The organism is Pseudomonas sp. TE3644, assembly GCF_056278815.1.
Window position 1 is genome coordinate 825,475 of the sequence record NZ_JBWBQF010000001.1, and the last position, 18,706, is coordinate 844,180.

The 18,706-nt window shown below is 62.5% G+C and carries 17 protein-coding genes and 1 pseudogene; 9 read left to right on the plus strand and 9 right to left on the minus strand.

Annotation, left to right across the window (positions count from 1 at the left end; genetic code table 11):
- Positions 1–58: 58 nt before the first annotated feature.
- From ACZ9GA_RS03710 to ACZ9GA_RS03725, 4 genes are all read right to left on the minus strand, one after another.
- Positions 59–814 (minus strand): DeoR/GlpR family transcriptional regulator, encoded by a 756-nt coding sequence (locus ACZ9GA_RS03710; RefSeq protein ID WP_457356998.1) that lies wholly within the window; start codon positions 812–814, stop codon positions 59–61.
- 60 nt (positions 815–874) lie between these two features.
- Entirely contained in the window at positions 875–1,810 is a 936-nt protein-coding gene (locus ACZ9GA_RS03715; RefSeq protein WP_457356996.1) for an Abi family protein, read from the minus strand.
- A gap of 378 nt (positions 1,811–2,188) precedes the next feature.
- On the minus strand, positions 2,189–3,691 hold the full coding sequence (glpK, locus tag ACZ9GA_RS03720; protein ID WP_457356994.1) for a glycerol kinase GlpK: 1,503 nt from the start codon (positions 3,689–3,691) through the stop codon (positions 2,189–2,191).
- 63 nt (positions 3,692–3,754) lie between these two features.
- Entirely contained in the window at positions 3,755–4,606 is an 852-nt protein-coding gene (locus tag ACZ9GA_RS03725) for an MIP/aquaporin family protein (protein WP_457356992.1), read from the minus strand.
- Between the two features lie 687 nt (positions 4,607–5,293).
- Here ACZ9GA_RS03725 and ybaK point away from each other — a divergent pair.
- Entirely contained in the window at positions 5,294–5,764 is a 471-nt protein-coding gene (ybaK, locus tag ACZ9GA_RS03730; protein WP_457356990.1) for a Cys-tRNA(Pro) deacylase, read from the plus strand.
- Positions 5,765–5,766: 2 nt separating this feature from the next.
- Here the strand turns inward: ybaK and ACZ9GA_RS03735 are convergent, their stop codons facing one another.
- Positions 5,767–6,810: an ABC transporter ATP-binding protein gene (locus ACZ9GA_RS03735; protein WP_457356989.1), complete on the minus strand. Its 1,044-nt coding sequence runs from the start codon at positions 6,808–6,810 to the stop codon at positions 5,767–5,769.
- On the minus strand, positions 6,807–7,727 hold the full coding sequence (argF, locus tag ACZ9GA_RS03740) for an ornithine carbamoyltransferase (protein ID WP_027978717.1): 921 nt from the start codon (positions 7,725–7,727) through the stop codon (positions 6,807–6,809). Before argF ends, ACZ9GA_RS03735 begins: the two co-directional genes overlap by 4 nt.
- A 378-nt stretch (positions 7,728–8,105) precedes the next feature.
- Between argF and ACZ9GA_RS03745 the strand changes: the two genes are divergently transcribed.
- From ACZ9GA_RS03745 to grxD, 3 genes and pseudogenes are all read left to right on the plus strand, one after another.
- On the plus strand, positions 8,106–8,399 hold the full coding sequence (locus ACZ9GA_RS03745) for a hypothetical protein (RefSeq protein WP_457356987.1): 294 nt from the start codon (positions 8,106–8,108) through the stop codon (positions 8,397–8,399).
- Positions 8,400–8,505: 106 nt separating this feature from the next.
- Positions 8,506–10,597, plus strand: a pseudogene (locus ACZ9GA_RS03750) (molybdopterin oxidoreductase family protein).
- 184 nt (positions 10,598–10,781) lie between these two features.
- On the plus strand, positions 10,782–11,120 hold the full coding sequence (gene grxD / locus ACZ9GA_RS03755; protein WP_457356983.1) for a Grx4 family monothiol glutaredoxin: 339 nt from the start codon (positions 10,782–10,784) through the stop codon (positions 11,118–11,120).
- A gap of 142 nt (positions 11,121–11,262) precedes the next feature.
- Here grxD and ACZ9GA_RS03760 read toward each other — a convergent pair whose 3' ends face one another.
- From ACZ9GA_RS03760 to purM, 3 genes are read right to left on the minus strand one after another with little or no spacing between them, the layout of a single operon-like run.
- Complete coding sequence (locus ACZ9GA_RS03760) at positions 11,263–11,973, minus strand: DUF3108 domain-containing protein (RefSeq protein WP_457356981.1); 711 nt, start codon at positions 11,971–11,973, stop codon at positions 11,263–11,265.
- An 8-nt stretch (positions 11,974–11,981) separates the two neighbouring features.
- Positions 11,982–12,650, minus strand: coding sequence for a phosphoribosylglycinamide formyltransferase (purN, locus tag ACZ9GA_RS03765; RefSeq protein ID WP_457356979.1), 669 nt, complete (start codon positions 12,648–12,650; stop codon positions 11,982–11,984).
- Complete coding sequence (gene purM / locus ACZ9GA_RS03770; protein ID WP_027978711.1) at positions 12,650–13,708, minus strand: phosphoribosylformylglycinamidine cyclo-ligase; 1,059 nt, start codon at positions 13,706–13,708, stop codon at positions 12,650–12,652. The genes purN and purM overlap by 1 nt, the downstream gene beginning before the upstream one ends.
- 398 nt (positions 13,709–14,106) lie before the next feature.
- Here purM and ACZ9GA_RS03775 point away from each other — a divergent pair, with 398 nt between their 5' ends.
- The 5 genes from ACZ9GA_RS03775 to ACZ9GA_RS03795 all read left to right on the plus strand — a co-directional run bounded on the left by ACZ9GA_RS03775 (position 14,107) and on the right by ACZ9GA_RS03795 (position 18,706).
- Positions 14,107–15,162, plus strand: coding sequence for a DUF2066 domain-containing protein (locus ACZ9GA_RS03775; protein WP_457356977.1), 1,056 nt, complete (start codon positions 14,107–14,109; stop codon positions 15,160–15,162).
- A 133-nt stretch (positions 15,163–15,295) separates the two neighbouring features.
- Positions 15,296–16,369, plus strand: a complete 1,074-nt coding sequence (locus ACZ9GA_RS03780; RefSeq protein ID WP_457356975.1) for an AI-2E family transporter — start codon at positions 15,296–15,298, stop codon at positions 16,367–16,369.
- A 159-nt stretch (positions 16,370–16,528) separates the two neighbouring features.
- A complete protein-coding gene (gene hda, locus ACZ9GA_RS03785; protein WP_027978708.1) occupies positions 16,529–17,233 on the plus strand; it encodes a DnaA regulatory inactivator Hda in 705 nt (234 codons plus the stop codon).
- Positions 17,227–18,000, plus strand: a complete 774-nt coding sequence (locus ACZ9GA_RS03790) for an NAD-dependent deacylase (RefSeq protein WP_457356973.1) — start codon at positions 17,227–17,229, stop codon at positions 17,998–18,000. Before hda ends, ACZ9GA_RS03790 begins: the two co-directional genes overlap by 7 nt.
- 67 nt (positions 18,001–18,067) lie before the next feature.
- Entirely contained in the window at positions 18,068–18,706 is a 639-nt protein-coding gene (locus ACZ9GA_RS03795) for a C40 family peptidase (RefSeq protein ID WP_027978706.1), read from the plus strand.

Sequence of the window (18,706 nt, forward strand, 5' to 3'; positions counted from 1 at the left end):
GCAGATCTTCAGCGAGGCTTGGGGCCAGCGCAGCCTGCGGCAGCGGCTACGGGGGGAGTTAGACGACTTCCAGGCGAATCTTGTGCTGATTGAGCAGTTGCAGCAGCGCCGGCACCGGCGCCCTGTCCGTCACCAGGCAGTCAATCAAGCTGATCGACCCCAGGCGCACCATGGCATTGCGCCCGAACTTGCTGGAGTCGGCCGCCAGAATCACCTGGCGGGCATTGGCGATGATCGCCTGGGACACGCGCACTTCCTGGTAATCAAAGTCCAGCAGGCTGCCGTCCTCATCAATACCGCTGATGCCCACCAGGGCGAAATCCACCTTGAACTGGTTGATGAAGTCGACACTGGCCTGGCCTACCACGCCACCGTCACGGCGCACAGTGCCGCCGGCCAACTGCACTTCGAAATCATCCTTGGCACTGAGGATCGACGCCACGTGCAGGTTGTTGGTGATGATCTTCAGGTGATTGTGGTTCAGCAGGGCGCGGGCGATGGATTCGGTGGTGGTGCCGATATTGATGAACAGCGAGGCGTGATCGGGGATCTGTGCGGCGATGGCTTCGGCGATGCGTTGCTTCTCGTCGCGCATCTGGTCGGCACGCATGGCGTACGCGGTGTTTTCAATGCTCGAATCATAAGCGGCGCCACCGTGGTAACGGCGCAACAGACTGAGTTCAGCGAGCTGATTGATGTCGCGGCGGATGGTCTGCGGGGTGACGACGAACAGCTGGGCCATCTCTTCGATGCTGACGTAGCCGCGTTCACGCACCAGTTCGAGGATTTGTTGTTGGCGTGGAGGCAGGTTCATTGGGCTTCCTTCGGCTGCCGGGGCAAATTCGCCCATCATGCCGCAGGAAGGCTGCAGGTGCTAGCACCGCACCGCTCCCCAGAAAATGTCTTGGCGCCAATCCATGGGAAACCCCATGGCGGTGAGGTCTACGTCGGGGAAGTCGAGGATTAGGATATGCAGAGCTTCCTCCCAGCCCGCCATCGGGCGAATGCGTCGAATGAGCAGTGTGATAATGCACACGATGGTAAAGATGCGGGCGGGGGCGCCTGCTTTGTGCATTGCCGCTGGCCCTAGGCAACTTGCAGCTTTCGCAAGCTCGGGGCGAATGCCTAGTTCTCGATTCCAGAGCCTTGCGTGATGCGCGCATATGTTACGGACCGTAGTCAACGTATGTAACCAGGACTCCATGAGCGGCGCGGGCAGCACCCATGTACGGGCGACAGCTTTTTTATCGGCGGCTCGGGCAAGCCCCTTGAACAGATGCGAGAGCTCCCCGAATGTTATTTCCTCCATCGCTGCCCAGCCCGGCATCAGCGCAGGCTGGTCGTAGGTCAGACTGTAGTGGCGAGCATAGCTTTCTTTCCTGCGAGCCTTCTTCAGCTGCGTTATGCGGGTTTGCAGCGTGTTGGATTGGTCGATACGCGAACACTCGCGCTCATAGTCCCGGCGAGATATTTCCTGCTTGCGCAGGATGGTGTCAATAAGTGCCTGATGGCGAAAATCATGCCTGAATACACGAGGGTCCATGTACCAATGAGCCCCATGATGTGGGCCCATATAATTACTGAGGGCTGCGCGTGCAGCCACCTCGATATGTTCCAGTGCATCCATGACCAGCAGGCGCAAGCGACGGTCGAAGTCGTAGAGTCGAGTCAGCGAACTCATGCGGGTGCCTGACCGGAACTCATGTGCTGCGTCCGTATGGTGCTGAAACGGACGCATGTAAGGGGATAATCGAAAAAAACTGACAGCCTCGAGAAACTCGGCGGCGTGCTTTTCATCGTCAATGAGCAAGCCTCGCCTTTTGAGCAGATTCAATTGTTCAGCAACGCAGATAGGCGGTTTTTCGAAGGGCCTCTTCAGCAATGTAAACGCCCAATAAAAAACCCGCTCAATTTGTGCGTAGCTGCCGAAGCAGCCATAGGCATGGCGGGTGTGTTGCTCGAAAGAATATAAACGGCGACAGGATTTTGCAATGACCTTGGCTTCGTCGTGTTAGCTATGGCACGAGTCTACCCGTCTGCCAGTCAGAGGTAAGCCATTCAAATGTATCGAGATATTCATCAGGCCTGTAGCCGCTGCCGCAGGCTGCGCTTGCCCCTGAATTCACTGAAGATCTCCAGTGTGGACTAGGGCCAGCGCAGCCTGGCGGCAGCGGCTACGGGGTATTCATCAAGCCTCTTCGTGCGGTTCCCAATCGCGGGTGCGGTCTACCGCCTTGCGCCAGCCGGCGTACAGTTTCTCTTTCGCCGCCTCGTCCAGCTGTGGTTCGAACTCGCGCTCGATCACGGCCTTGCCGCGCAGCTCGTCCAGGCTGGCCCAGAAACCTACCGCCAAACCGGCCAGGTAGGCGGCGCCAAGGGCCGTGGTTTCGCGCATTTGCGGGCGCTCTACCTGGGTGCCGAGGATGTCGGCCTGGAACTGCATCAGGAAGTTGTTTGCCACCGCGCCGCCGTCCACACGCAGCGACTTGAGGCGTTCGCCGGCGTCCTGTTGCATAGCGTCCAGCACGTCGCGGGTCTGGTAGGCGATGGATTCCAGCGCGGCACGGATGATGTGGTCCACCTTGACGCCGCGGGTCAGGCCGAACAGCGCGCCACGGGCGTAGGGGTCCCAGTAGGGGGCGCCCAGGCCAGTGAAGGCCGGTACCAGGTACACGCCGTTGCTGTCCTTGACCTTGTTGGCGAAGTATTCGGTGTCGTAGGCGTCATTGACGATTTTCAGCTCGTCACGCAGCCACTGCACGGTGGAACCACCGTTGAACACTGCGCCTTCCAGGGCGTAGGCCACTTCGCCACGCGGGCCGCAGGCGATGGTGGTGAGCATGCCGTGCTTGGACGTCACGGCCTTGTCGCCGGTGTTCATCAGCAGGAAGCAGCCGGTGCCGTAGGTGTTCTTGGCCTGGCCGGGCTCCACGCACATCTGGCCGAACAGCGCGGCCTGCTGGTCGCCGGCGATACCGGCGATGGCGATGCCGCTTTTGGTACGGCCATAGACTTCGGACGACGACTTCACCTCCGGTAGCATTTCGCGCGGGATGCTCAGCACGTCCAGCATCTTGTCATCCCACTGGCGGGTGTGGATGTTGAACAGCATGGTGCGCGAGGCGTTGGTGTAGTCGGTGACGTGCACCTTGCCGCCGCTGAACTTCCAGATCAGCCAGGTATCGACGGTGCCGAACAGCAGTTCGCCCTTCTGGGCGCGCTCACGAACGCCTTCGACGTTGTCCAGGATCCACTTGAGCTTGGTGCCGGAGAAGTACGGGTCGGTGACCAGGCCCGTGGTCTCGCGGATGTACTCGGCGTGGCCGTCGCGCTTGAGCTGTTCGCAAATCTCGGTGCTGCGGCGGCATTGCCAGACGATGGCGTTGTACACCGGCGCGCCGGTGTTCTTGTCCCACACCACGGTGGTTTCGCGCTGGTTGGTGATGCCGATGGCGGCCACCTGGTCATGGTGCAGGCCGGCCTTGGCCAGGGCCTGGACCATCACCGCGCTCTGGGTGGCGAAGATGTCCATGGGGTCGTGTTCGACCCAGCCCGGCTGCGGGTAATGCTGGGTGAATTCGCTTTGCGAAGAACAGACAACGTTTGCGTCGCGGTCAAAAATGATGGCGCGCGAACTGGTGGTGCCCTGGTCCAGGGCGATGATGTAGTTCTTGTTCTGAAGGTCTGTCATGGCGGTGGCCTTTCTAGAAAAGTAAATGTCGGGAGTGCATTTCAAGGTCGACGCGGCGCTGGTCTAGGACGCCTGTACCTTGCTCCCGGTGTTGTCGGTGGCCGCTTCGATGGCGGGTGCGGCGGCGGGCAGATGGCGGGCCAGCAGGCCGCGATACATGGCCGCGCCGAGGCAGGCACCCAGGATCGGGGCGAAGATCGGCACCAGGAAATACGGAATGTCACGCCCACCGGTAAAGGCTATTTCGCCCCATCCGGCAAAGAATGTCATCAGTTTGGGCCCGAAATCACGCGCCGGGTTCATCGCAAAACCGGTCAGCGGGCCCATGGAGCTGCCGATCACGGCAATCAGCAGGCCGATCAGCAGCGGCGCCAGCGGGCCGCGGGGCAGGCCGTTCTGGTCATCGCCCAGGGCCATGATCACGCCCATCAGGATCGCGGTGATCACCATTTCCACCAGGAACGCCTGGGCGGTGGACAGCGAAGGGTGCGGGTAGGTGGAGAACACCGAGGCCAGTTCCAGGCTTTCCTGGCTGCCGCGGATCATGTGGTGGGCTTGTTCGTAATCGAAGAACAGGTTGCTGTACAGCGTGTACACCAGGGCTGCGCCGCAGAATGCACCGGCGACCTGGGCGAGGATGTAGAACGGCAGTTTGCGTTTTTCGAAGCCGGCGAACACGCACAGGGCGATGCTCACGGCCGGGCTCAGATGCGCACCGGACACCCCGGCGGTCAGGTAGATCGCCATGCTGACGCCCACCCCCCAGATGATGCTGATTTCCCACAGGCCGAAGCTGGCCCCCGCTACCTTGAGCGCCGCCACACAGCCGGTGCCGAAGAAGATCAGGAGTGCAGTTCCCAGGAACTCGGCCATGCACTGGCCGGACAACGCAGGTTGTTGCTGAGCAGTCGTCATCATTGACACCTTTTTTGTTGTTGTACGGCGCCCTGAGGGCGCTCGAGTTGTGCACCCGCCGGTAAAACCCCATACCGGTGGATGTGTTGCGTGCGCAAACTGGTCTAGGGTTTGCGATATTCAGAAACGAAAAAATATAGACAAGAAACGATTATGTCAAAGGTCGAAAATGAACCATGATTCAGAAACTGACTGGAGGCCGCGCAGCGGTGCTGGCAACGCAAATCTGCTGCCATGCAAACAAGGCGAATCAGGTGATGCCACAGGCATAACTGGCCCGAAACAGATGTAGGAGCCGGCCTTGGCCGCGATGCGCCGCGCGGGCGGCGCTCGATCTCAAGCCCCCCATAAAATCATCGACATGCGCCTCTGAGCCCCACCGCAGGCCCGTAGCCGCTGCCGCCAGGCTGCGCTGGCCCTGCGCCTCGCTGGAGATCGTTAGTGGTCACAAGGGCCAGCGCAGCCTGGCGGCAGCGGCTACAGGGCTTGTCTTGATGTGTGCAGCGTTCTCGAGATCGAGCGCCGCCCGCGCGGCGCTTCGCGGGTAGAACCCGCTCCCACAGTTTGTTGCAACGTGCCATGGCCTGACACACCGGGGTTTTAGCCTTTGGTATCCGTCGACAGATGTGCAGGGAGTGGCGGGCTGTTACATTACCTCGCACATTTTCCCCCGCCCCAGGAGCCCACATGACCCCGGCGTTGGACCTACTGAAAAAAGCCCGTGCCGAACACCACGTGCACAGCTACGAACACGATCCCAAGGCTGCGTCCTACGGCCTGGAAGCCGCAGAAAAACTGGGACTTAACCCCGTGCAGGTGTTCAAGACGCTGCTGGCCAGCAGCGAGAAAGGTGAGTTGCTGGTAGCGGTGGTGCCGGTGGCCGGCACCCTGGACCTCAAGGGCCTGGCCCATGCGGCAGGGGTGAAGAAGTGCGAAATGGCTGACCCGGCTGCCGCGCAGCGCTCTACCGGTTACTTGCTGGGCGGCATCAGCCCGCTGGGGCAGAAGAAACGCCTGCGTACCTTCATCGATCAGTCAGCGCAGCCGTTGGCGACCATGTTCGTCAGTGCCGGGCGTCGTGGTCTGGAAGTGGAACTGGCGCCAGCGCTGCTGGCCGAACACACCCGCGGCACCTTCGCCGATATCGGCCGCGCCTGACTTCAGGCGGCGGCGAACAACACCAAATGGTCGGTGCGCAGGCGAATGCCGATGTGCTGGCCAGGCTCGCAGGCCAGATGGCTAGGCAGTAGCGCCTCCACCTGCTGGCCGCTGCCCAACTGCAATTGATACAGGGTGGCGGCACCCTGAAAACGCTTGCTGGTCACGCACGCCTGGATCGGGCTATCCGGGGCATGGATGAAATTGTCCGGCCGCAACAGCACATCCACGGCGCTGCCGCCAAGCCCTGCATAGCCGTGCTCGCCACGCAATTCGCCCAGTTCGGTGTGCACCGCCCCGGCATCCTTCACCACGCCACGCAGGAAGAAGCCCTGGCCAATGAAGCTGGCCACGAACGGCGTCTGCGGACGGTGGTAAAGGTTGTAGGGCGTATCCCATTGCTCCAGGCGACCTTTCTGAAAAACCCCGACCTTGTCGCTGACGGAAAAGGCTTCTTCCTGGTCATGGGTGACCAGAATGGCGCTGGTGCCGCGGGTTTTGAGGATGTCGCGCACTTCCTGGCTCAGGCGGCGGCGCAGTTCCACATCGAGGTTGGAAAACGGCTCGTCCAGCAACAGCAACTGCGGTTCGGGGGCCAGCGCGCGGGCCAGTGCCACGCGTTGTTGCTGTCCTCCGGACAGTTCGTGGGGGTAGCGCTTGCCCAGCCCGGCCAGGTTCACCAGCGCCAGCATGTCGTCCACCACCTGCGCCTGGCGCGGGTGCTGACGAATGCCGAAGGCGACGTTCTCAGCCGCGGTCAGGTGCGGAAACAGGGCGTAGTCCTGGAACACCATACCGATGCGACGTTTCTCCGGGGCCAGGGTGTAGCCAGCCTTGGAGATGACATCGCCGGCCAGGCGAATTTCGCCCTCGTGCACCGCCTCGAAGCCGGCAATGGCGCGCAGGGTGGTGGTTTTGCCACAGCCCGAGGCGCCCAGCAGGCAACCGATTTCGCCGGCCTGCAGCTGCAGGTCAAGGTTGTGCACCACCGCCTGGCCCTGATAACCGCAGGCCAGGTGGTGGAGCGTCAGCAGCGGGTTGCTCATGCCGGGCGGTAGGCCGGGGCCACCAGGAATTCCAGCAGTGCTTTCTGCGCGTGCAGGCGGTTTTCCGCCTGGTCCCACGCCACGGCGCGCTTGTCATCCAGCAGGTCCATGCTGATTTCCTCGCCGCGGTGGGCGGGCAGGCAGTGCATGAACAGCACGTCATCGGCGGCCAGGTCCAGCAGCTCGCGGGTTACCTGGTAGGGGGCGAACAGCTTCAGGCGGCGTGCGGTCTCTTCTTCCTGGCCCATGGAGGTCCAGACGTCGGTGCTGACCAGGTGCGCGCCGGCCACGGCTTCTTTCGGGTCGCGAACCACTTGCACGCGGTCACCGGCCTGGGCCAGGAACTGCGGGTTGGGTTCAAAGCCTTCAGGGCAGGCCACGCGCAGCTGGAAGTCGAACTGGATGGCCGCTTCTATATAGCTGTTGCACATGTTGTTGCCGTCGCCGATCCAGGCCACGGTCTTGCCCTGGATGCTGCCACGATGCTCAAGATAGGTCTGCATGTCGGCCAGCAACTGGCAGGGGTGCAGGTCATCGGACAGGCCGTTGATCACCGGCACGCGCGAGTTGGCGGCGAATTCGGTCAGGGTGCTGTGGGCGTAGGTACGGATCATCACCGCGTCGAGCATGCTCGACATGACGATGGCGCAGTCGCCGATCGGCTCGCCACGGCCCAGTTGGGTGTCGCGCGGGGACAGGAAAATGGCCTGGCCACCGAGCTGGATCATGCCGGCCTCGAACGACAGGCGGGTACGGGTCGAGGATTTCTCGAAAATCATGCCCAGTACCCGGTTCTTCAGGGGCTCGAACAGCACGCCGCGGTTACGCAGGTCCTTGAGCTCGATGCCTCGACGGATGACGCTGAGAAGCTCTTCGGGCGTGCAATCCATCAGGGAGAGAAAGTGCCTTGCGCTCATCATTGACTACCTTTTTGCAACGTACCGCAGCACTCGTGACCAGCTTTTGAAAAAACGAGAGAGGCCTGCGGCGAAAGCCGCACGCGGCGACGAAATTAGGGAAGACGCGATCTTATAATTAAATGTCGCGTCTCGCCAATATGTGTTTCATATTCCGATCACGGACAGTGTTTCAGTGCGTGTCGACCAAGGCTGTTTTTCAGCGCCCCGGCCCTGCTTTGTACACCTGCGTCGGATCTTTTGGCAATTGGCCCCGGAATTGTCTAGCGTTAAGCCTGTCTCAGGTTTTTGCATGCCGCTGGCTGTCACCGCAGCCATTTCGTACACTGTTGGCCTTGGGTACAAGACGGTATCCTGCACGATACGCGGAGAGGGTGAATGGATTCCAGAGAACAACAACTGCTCGAGCTGCTGGGCCTTACGGCCCGCACGCTGACGCACCTGACGGCTTCGATGACCTCGATGTCGTTCGAGTTGCTGCGCAGCGATGACGAGACCACGGCCACCGCCGGTCGGCGCATGATCGATCGCATGGCCACCATCAGCAGCGGGCTCGATGAGCATTGGAAGCTGATCGGTGAGCTGACCGGGGTGCCCATCGCCCAGGAAGAGGTGGAGACCGTGCTGGAAATCCAGATGCAGGCCCCGGTGCCCGGCCTGCCGGTGCGCTGACCACCATCGGTGGCCCTGATGCCGGCCGATTCAGGGCGCCAAGCGTGCTGGTGCAGTGAGCACTCTCGTTCCATAGTCAGTGTTCGCTGTCTGGACGAGACCGGTCATGACCAAGACATTGCACCACCGCGCGTGCCACCTGTGCGAGGCCATCTGCGGCCTGAACATCGAAACCCAGGCTGATGACGACGGGCGCCTGAGCATCACCTCCATCAAGGGCGACCCCCAGGACAGCTTCAGCCGCGGCCATATCTGCCCCAAGGCCGTGGCCCTGCAGGACATCCAGAACGATCCCGACCGCCTGCGCCAGCCCATGCTGCGCAGCGGCGATCAATGGCAGCCCATCAGCTGGCAGCAGGCCTTTGACACCGTGGCGGCGCGTTTGTGGGCGATCCAGCAGCGCCACGGGCAGAGCGCGGTAGCGATCTACCAGGGCAACCCCAGCGTGCACAACTATGGGCTGATGACCCATGCCAACTACTTTCTGGGCCTGCTCAAGACGCGCAACCGCTTCTCGGCCACCTCGGTGGACCAGTTGCCCCACCACCTGTCCAGCTTCCTGATGTACGGCCATGGCCTGCTGCTGCCCATCCCGGATATCGATCACACTGACTTCATGCTGATCCTGGGGCGGTAACCCCCTGGCGTCCAACGGCAGCATCATGACCGTGCCTGACGTGGAAAAGCGCCTGAAGGCGCTGCAGGCGTGCGGCGGCAAGCTGGTGGTGATCGACCCGCGACGCACCGAAACTGCGGCCATGGCCGACCAACACCTGTTCATCCGCCCGGGCGGCGATGCCGCGCTGCTGCTGGGCGTGCTCAATACCTTGTTCGAGGAAGGGCTGGGGCGCGCCAGCCATTTGCCGGTGGACGGGTTGGATCAGGTGCGTGCGGCCATTGCCGGCTTTACTGCCGAGGCCATGAGCGGGCGGTGCGGCATTGCGGCCACGGCCATTCGCCAGTTGGCACGGGATTTTGCCGCGGCGGACAAGGCGGTGTGCTACGGGCGCATGGGGGTGTCTACCCAGGCCTTCGGCACTGTGTGCCACTGGCTGGTGCAGTTGATCAACCTGGTGACCGGTAACCTCGATCGGGTGGGCGGCGCCCTGTGCACCACGCCCGCCGTTGACCTGGTGGCCACCACCGGCGGCGGTCATTTCAATGCCTGGCAAAGTCGGGTGTCCGGTTTGCCGGAGTACGGCGGCGAGCTGCCCGTGTCGGCCCTGGCCGAGGAGATGCTCACCCCGGGCGAGGGGCAGGTGCGGGCGCTGATCACAGTGGCCGGCAACCCGGTGCTGTCGACGCCCAACGGCAGGCAATTGGAGCAGGCGCTGGGTGGGCTGGAGTTCATGCTCAGCATTGACCTGTACATCAACGAAACCACGCGCTACGCCGACCTGATCCTGCCGTCGACCTCGGCGCTGGAAAACGATCATTACGACACCACCTTCAATTTGTTTGCAGTGCGCAATGTCAGCCGTTTCAACCGCGCGATCCTGCCCAAGCCCGAGGGGGCGTTGCATGACTGGGAGATCTTCGTGGGCCTGGCCCAGGCCTTTGCGGCGTGTGCTGAAAAGGAGCTGAAGCCCACCGTGCCGCCTGCCCTGATGATCGATCGTGGCTTGCAAGCCGGCCCGTGGGGCTTGTCCCTGGCAGCCTTGGCCGAACATCCCCATGGCATCGACCTAGGGCCGCTGCAGCCCAACCTGGCCGCGCGGCTCAAAAGCCCCACCCAGCGCATCCAGGCGGCGCCCACGTTGCTGATGGATGATTTGCGGCGCTTTGCCGCCCAGCCCGTGCCTGATGCCGATGAATTGCTGATGGTGGGGCGCCGGCATGTACGCAGCAACAATTCGTGGATGCACAACTATCACCGGCTGGTGAAGGGCAAAGCGCGGCATCAATTGCTGATGCACCCCGACGACCTGGCTCGGCGCGGTCTGGTGGATGGCCAGCGCGTGCACGTCAGCTCCAGGGTGGGCGGGGTCGAGGTGGAAGTGCAGGGCAGTGTGGAGATGATGCCGGGCGTGGTCAGCCTGCCCCATGGGTTCGGTCATGGGCGGCAAGGCGTGCACATGGAGATCGCCCAGGCGCTGCCGGGTGTCAGCGCCAATGACCTGACCGATGAGCGCCTGCTGGACAGCCTGTCGGGCAATGCCGCCCTCAACGGCTTCCCGGTACAAGTCTGTGCCCTGTAGCCGCTGCCGCCAGGCTGCGCTGGCCCCATGCCCACTGCAGATCTACAGCGCACATTAGGTCCAGCGCAGCCTGGCGGCTGCGGCTACGAGACGTTTGGCGCAAGGCCGAGCGTAGCGCTCGGGTTTCCGTTACAATGCGTCACCGTGTCGACCTATGAGTCGGAAAGCTAAGCCGAGGTGCTCCATGGATATCATCGAAACGATTAAAGAGCAGATTGCCAACAACACCATTCTGCTTTACATGAAAGGCTCGCCGAACGCCCCGCAGTGTGGCTTCTCGTCGAAAGCGTCGCAGTGCGTGATGCAGTGCGGTGAAAAGTTTGCGTACGTGGATATCCTGCAGAACCCGGAAATCCGCGCCAACCTGCCAAAATACGCCAACTGGCCGACTTTCCCGCAACTGTGGGTAGCGGGTGAGCTGGTTGGCGGTAGCGACATCATCACCGAAATGTTCGCCAATGGTGAACTGCAGGCGCTGATCAAGGCTGCTGCTGAAAAGGCCAAGGCCGGCGAAAACGCCTGATTGCCTGAGCCCCAACAAAAAGCCCCGCTGTCGTGAGACAGCGGGGCTTTTTGTTGGGGCCTGGGATCGTGGGAGCGGGCTCTGCCCGCGAAAAGCACACCGCGGTGCCTGCTTCGCGGGCAGAGCCCGCTCCCACGAGGCATCAGCTGCCTTTTACGGAACGACCGTCAACGGTGCCATCCTGCAGCATGATGTTGTATTCCTTGCCGTCAGTCTCGACCTGTTGCAAGCGAACCAGCAGGTAGTCCCAGTCCTTGGCGAACCACAGCACGGTGGTGCGTTTGTTCTGCGTCGGGTCGCGCACGCGCTCAACCTTGGTGGCCTCGACCTGGCCGGCCTTGGTTTCGACTTTTTCGGTGCCCAGCACGCGGAAGTCGTAGGTGTCGACGTCGCCGCCGTCCACCACCTGGTAGCTCATGCTTTTCTTGCCGGCGGCCACGTCACGCTGCAGGGCCAACTGGTAAGTCGACTTGTCGAGCATGCCACGGTTGAGCGGCACCTTGACGGCGTCGCCACGGTCGGTGCCGGTGACCATTTTCTGCGACCAGTCGAAGTCCAGGTCGGTCTTCTTCGGCTTGCCCAGGCCGCCACGTTCGAAGTGGTAGGTCTTGGGCAGCAAGGCGTCCTTGTCGACGGTGAGGGTGCTTTCCTCGGTGAGGCTGGCAATCATCATCGAGGCCTTGAAGCTCAGGGTCCAGGTGTCATTGGCACCCTTTTCCAGGCTGCGCGAGGCGGTGCCGCTCATGGGCAGCTGCTTCCAGTCGGCGGTGTAGCTGGCGGTGAAAGGCTTGAGTTCGGCAGCGTGTACCGGCAAAGCCAGCAACGCGGCGCAGAACAGCAGGGCACGACGCATAAAATCTCCTAGGGTCGAATCAAGTGACCGCTGGCCCCAAGGGGCTGGCCGTCCAATAATGCGCCGTGCGCGTCAAGACGCAAGCGCCCTTCGGCGAACCAGCGCACGGCCAACGGGTAAATCTGGTGTTCCTGGGCGTGGACCCGTTGCGCCAGGGTGACCGGCGTATCGTCCAACTGTACCGGTATTGCTGCCTGTACGACCAGTGGCCCGCCATCGAGTTCCTCGGTGACAAAATGAACACTGCAGCCGTGCTCGTCATCACCGGCCTCGATAGCGCGCTGATGGGTGTGCAGGCCTTTGTACTTGGGCAACAGGGAAGGGTGGATATTGAGCAGGCGCCCTTGATAGTGGCGCACGAAGCCTGGGCTCAGGATTCGCATGAAGCCGGCCAGCACCACCAGATCAGGGCTGAAACCGTCGATCAGTTCGACCAGCGCGGCGTCGAAGGCTTCGCGGCCTTCGAACGCCTTGTGGTCCAGCACGGCGGTGTCGATACCGGCGTGGCGGGCGCGTTCCAGGCCGTAGGCATCGGCGCGGTTGGAGATCACCGCGCGGATGCGGGCCGGGTTTTCACCGGCCCCCTGGTTCACGCTATCGATCAGGGCCTGCAGATTGCTGCCGGTGCCGGACAACAGCACCACAACGTTACAGCGTGCGGGCGTCTGGTCGTGCATCAGTGTGCCTTGACGTTCTTCAGCTCAACCTGTGGGGCGCCTTCGGCGGCTACGCCGATCTGGCCGATGACCCATGGCTGCTCGCCAGCGTCACGCAGGGTTTGCAGGGCCACGTCAACGTGTTCCTGGGCCACGCAGATGACCATGCCCACGCCGCAGTTCAACACGCGGTGCATTTCGTGCTCGTCGACGTTGCCTTTCTCTTGCAGCCAGTCGAACACGGCCGGACGCTGCCAGCTGGCGACGTCAACCACGGCCTGGGCGCCTTTTGGCAGTACGCGCGGGATGTTGTCCAGCAGGCCGCCACCGGTGATGTGGGCCATGGCCTTGACGGCGCCCGTGTCCTTGATCAGCTTGAGCAACGGCTTGACGTAGATGCGGGTCGGGGCCATCAGCAGGTCGGTCAGCGGCTGGCCGTCCAGCTGGGTGTTCTCGATGTCGGCACCCGACACTTCGATGATCTTGCGGATCAGCGAATAGCCGTTGGAGTGCGGGCCGGACGATGGCAGGGCCAGCAGGGCGTCGCCAGTGGCCACTTTCGAGCCGTCGATGATCTCGGCCTTCTCGACCACGCCCACGCAGAAGCCGGCCAGGTCGTAGTCTTCGCCTTCGTACATGCCAGGCATTTCAGCGGTTTCGCCGCCTACCAGCGAGCAACCCGACAGTTCGCAGCCAGCGCCGATACCGGTCACTACCTGGGCGGCGGTGTCCACGTTCAGCTTGCCGGTGGCGTAGTAGTCCAGGAAGAACAGCGGTTCTGCGCCGCAGACCACCAGGTCGTTGACGCACATGGCCACCAGGTCGATGCCGATGCTGTCGTGCTTGTTCAGGTTCAGGGCCAGGCGCAGCTTGGTGCCCACGCCGTCGGTGCCCGAGACCAGGACAGGCTGCTTGTAGCCGGCCGGGATTTCACAGAGGGCGCCAAAACCGCCCAGGCCGCCCATGACTTCAGGACGCGCAGTACGCTTGGCGACGCTCTTGATGCGTTCGACCAATGCTTCACCGGCGTCGATGTCTACACCGGCGTCCTTGTAGCTCAGGGAGGGTTGCTTGCTCATGATCCAGGCCTTTAGAGGGAGGGATTCGAAAAATCGACCGCAAGCGATGGGCTGCCCGGAAATACCGTTGCCGGGTATTTCCAATCGGCCAACCGTCGTTGGTCTGCGAAGGCGCGCGATTTTATCAGGCTTGCCCCTGTGCGGCCATCCTCAGGCCGACGGGCAGGCCCAAAATTAATCGCGATTCTTGTAGCGGCTGCCGAAGGCGGCGTCCGACCGCGACCCGGTATCAGGGTGGGACGCCGCCTTCGGCAGCTGCTACAGGTGCGTGACATCCATAATCGCGTGCAGAGCGCTATAGTAGGCGCATTACGAAAACTTCAATGGGCGGCTGGAATGTTTTGGTCGAAACTGTGGTCACAAGCCTCAGTCCGCTTATTGCCCGTCGGGAATCTTTCATGCGTCTGCGTAATTATCTGCTAGCTGGCTGCCTTTCGGTGTGTGCCCTGGCGGCCCATGCCGAAACCGTCAAAAACCTGTACCAGGTTCGCGAAACCGTGGGTGGCCAGACCCCCGAGGAGCGCGACGCCGCCACCCAGCGCGCCCTGGAGACCCTGGTGCTGCGCCTGACCGGCGACCCCAAGGCCTTCAACGCCTCGGGGCTGGCCGCCGTGCGCAAGGACCCGCAACAGATCATCAGCCAATACGGCTACGAAGCCGGCCCGCCGGAAAGCCTGCGCGTGGACTTCGACCCTGCCAGCACCGACACCCTGCTGCGCCAGGCCGGCCTGCCAACCTGGGGCAACAACCGCCCCAGCGTGCTGGCCTGGTGGCTGAACGAGGGCAGCGACGGTGCCAACCTGGTCGGCGACGGCCAGCCCACCGCCGAACCCCTGCGCCGCGCCGCGTTGCATCGCGGCCTGCCACTGCGCCTGCCATTGGCTGACCTGGGTGAGCAGACCCTGGGCACCGCCAAGACCCTGGACGGCAGTGACGCCACGCCGCTGCGCGCTGCGTCCGAGCGCTACGGCGCCGACGGCCTGCTGGCGGTGCACGCGAAACAGGAAGGCGGCAAGTGGACCGCCCAATGGCGCCTGTACTTGGGCGACCGTCCGGAGCAGGGCAAGGCGGAAGGCGATGATCCCGCCGCATTGGCCGATGCCGTGTTGCTGGCGGTCAGCCAGCGCCTGGCCCCGCGTTATGTGGTCAAGTCCGGCGGCGGGGGTGCCGCCAGCGACAGCACGTTGCAGGTCGAAGGCATGACCTTGGAGCATTACGCAGCCCTGGGCCGTCTGCTGGAGCCGTTCAATGCCAAGCTGAAATCCGTCGATGGCGACAAGGTGGTGTACCAGGTCAGCGGTAGCAGCGACCAACTGCGCGCGCAACTGGCCCTGGGCAAGCTCAGCGAAATGCCGCCGGAAGCGGCGCCCGTGGTGGCTACCCAGCCGCTGCCGCCGGGCGCTGCGCCAGCCCCCGCACCGCAACCCGCCAGCGGCCTGCGATTCCGCTGGTAAACACCTGTAGCCGCTGCCGCCAGGCTGCGCTGGCTCCTGAATGCGCTGGAGATTTTCAGCGAGGCGCAGTGCCAGCGCAGCCTTCGGCGGCTACAGGTGGTTTTCTTCTTTCTATATAAGCTTGGGTGGTTTGATGACTGACATGCGTCGCTGGGTCTGGGCAGGGGCTGTGTTGCTGCTGTGCCTGTTCGTGTATTTCCTGCACCCCATCCTCTCGCCGTTCCTGGTGGCCATTGTGCTGGCCTACATGGCCGACCCGCTGGTGGACCGCCTGGAAAAGGTCGGCCTGTCGCGCACGTGGGGCGTGATCGTGGTGTTCTCGCTGTTCACCCTGGTGTTCATGATTGCGCTGCTGGTGCTGGTGCCCTTGCTGGCCAAGCAGTTCGTGCGCCTGTACGAACTGGCGCCGCAGGTGCTGGACTGGTTGCAGCACGTCGCCTTGCCTTATGTGCAGACCAAACTGGGCCTGGCAGACGGCTTCTGGAAGTTCGACAAGATCAAGGCCGCCATCACCGAGCACATGGGCCAGACCAGCGACATCGTCGGCATCGTGCTGAGCCAGGCCACGGCGTCCAGCCTGGCGCTGATCGGCTGGTTGACCAACCTGGTGCTGATCCCCGTGGTGGGCTTCTACCTGCTGCGTGACTGGGACCTGATGATGGCCAAGATACGCAGCCTGTTGCCGCGCCATCGCGAGGGCAAGATCGTCGCCCTGGCCAAGGAGTGTCATGAGGTGCTAGGTGCGTTCGTGCGCGGTCAGCTGCTGGTGATGCTGGCGCTGGGCATCATCTACGCCGCCGGCCTGATGCTGGTGGGCGTCGAACTGGGCCTGTTGATCGGCCTGATCGCGGGCCTGGCGGCCATCGTGCCGTACATGGGCTTCATCATCGGCATCAGTGCGGCGATGATTACCGGCCTGTTCCAGTTCGGTGGCGACATCTATCCGTTGATGGGCATTGGTGCGGTGTTTTTGGTTGGTCAACTGCTGGAAGGCATGGTGCTGACGCCGATGTTGGTGGGCGATCGCATCGGTCTGCACCCCGTGGCGGTGATCTTTGCCATCCTGGCGGGCGGCGAGTTGTTCGGCTTTGCCGGCGTGCTGTTGGCCCTGCCGGTGGCCGCGGTGATCATGGTGCTGCTGCGCCATGCCCATGATCTGTATAAGGAATCGGACATCTACGGCGGCCAGGAAGACCCCGACCTGTAATGGCCCTGCGCACCCACCGGTTCGCCGGTGGGTACGAAAATGATCGCAAACCTTTGATTTTGCTTGTGGTCTGTTGCATTGTGCGCCCGGCGTCACGGGTATAAACTTTGCTAACTTCACACAGAGGCCCCCTGCGGTTCGCCAGAACCGTCAGCCAGCATGAAACCGATTCAGCTGCCCTTAGGTGTGCGTCTGCGTGATGACGCTACCTTCATCAATTACTATCCAGGCGCCAATGCCGCTGCACTCGGCTACGTCGAGCGCCTGTGCGAAGCCGACGCCGGCTGGACCGAAAGCCTGATCTACCTGTGGGGCAAGCAGGGCGTGGGTCGTACCCACCTGCTGCAGGCCGCGTGCCTGCGCTTTGAGCAGATGGGCGAACCGGCGGTGTACCTGCCGCTGGCACAATTGCTCGACCGTGGCGTGGAAATCCTCGATTACCTGGAGCAGTACGAGCTGGTGTGCCTGGACGACCTGCAGGTCATCGCCGGCAAGCCTGACTGGGAAGAGGCCATGTTCCACCTGTTCAACCGCTTGCGTGACAGTGGTCGCCGGTTGCTGATCGCCGCTTCCCACTCGCCGCGCGAGCTGGCGGTGAAGCTGCCCGACCTCAAGTCGCGGCTGACCATGGCGCTGATCTTCCAGATGCGCCCGCTGTCGGACGAAGACAAACTGCGCGCCCTGCAGCTGCGTGCGTCACGCAGGGGCCTGCACCTGACCGATGAGGTCGGGCACTTCATTCTCACCCGTGGCACCCGCAGCATGAGCGCGTTGTTCGACCTGCTGGAACGCCTGGACCAGGCTTCGCTGCAAGCCCAGCGCAAGCTGACCATTCCCTTCCTCAAGGAAACCCTGGGTTGGTAGACCCGCAGCTGCTGGCCCGCGCCGGCGCTGCCCTGCGCGATGCCCGGCGCATCCTGGTGATTACCGGGGCGGGCCTGTCTGCCGATTCCGGTTTGCCGACGTATCGCGGCCTGGGTGGCCTGTACAACGGCGTCACCAGCGAGGGCCTGCCCATCGAAAAAGCCCTGTCGGGCCCCATGCTCGAACGCGACCCGGCGCTGTGCTGGAAGTACCTGGCGCAGTTGGGTGAAGCATGCCTGGGCGCGCAGCCCAATGCGGCGCACTATGCCATCGCGCAATTGCAAAAAGCCAAGCCCGAGTGCTGGGTGCTCACACAAAATATTGACGGTTATCACCGTCAGGCAGGAAGTCCCGACGAACGGTTGATCGAAATTCACGGGCAATTGGCGCCACTGTTTTGTCGCGCCTGTGGCGCTGTCAGCGACGATCTTGGCGCCGTGCTTGGTCAGCCACTGCCGCCGCGCTGTAACGCCTGTAATGGCGTTATGCGGCCTTCTGTGGTGCTTTTTGAGGAAATGTTGCCGCAGGGGGCGATTGACGCACTGTATCAGCAACTGGCGCTGGGGTTCGACCTGGTGCTGGTGATTGGCACCACGGCGAGCTTTCCCTACATTCACGCCCCCATCGCTGAAACCCGCGCCGCTGGTGGGTTTGCCATTGAGATCAACCCCTTGCGAAGTGGGCTATCTGCCAGCATGGACGTGTTTTTTGAGAGTAGGGCGTTAGAAGTCATGCCAGAACTGGTGAGTCACATTTTTTTCGATTGAATTTGCAAATGGATTTGATAGCGGGCATAGTCGCGTCTTCTTAATTTCTACAGACACGGTCGTGCCCATGCTAAAGCGCTTCGCACCCCTCGTGCCCCTCGCACTCGTGACCCTGCTTTTTGGCTGCGCGGCTCATACGCCAGTATCGCAGCAGCAGGCACTCAACCCGGTGACTCCCCAGTCCCAGGCGCAAGCGAAAGCTGTAACCCTCAATTTTCAGGAAGAAGAGCTGGATACCGAAAAGGAACTGGCCGACTTCTCCTCCTCAAGCAGCAAGCCTTACCAGATGCCGATGCTGGCCGACAGCATCCTGGAACGTGGCAAATCGCTGATTGGCACCCGCTACCGCACCGGTGGTTCGACTGAGTCGGGCTTCGACTGCAGCGGCTTCATTGGTTACCTGTTCCGCGAAGAGGCCGGCATGACCCTGCCGCGTTCCACGCGTGACATGATCAACGTGAAAGCCCCGCTGGTAGCGCGCAACAACCTCAAGCCCGGTGACCTGCTGTTCTTCAGCACCCGCGGTCGTGGTCGCGTCAGCCACGCCGGCATCTACCTGGGCGATGACCAGTTCATCCATTCCAGCAGCCACCGTAGCGGCGGCGTGCGCATCGACAGCCTCGATGACGCGTACTGGAGCAAGACCTTTATTGAAGCCAAGCGTGCCTTGGCCATGGCGCCGACCACTACGATCTCGCGCAAGTAA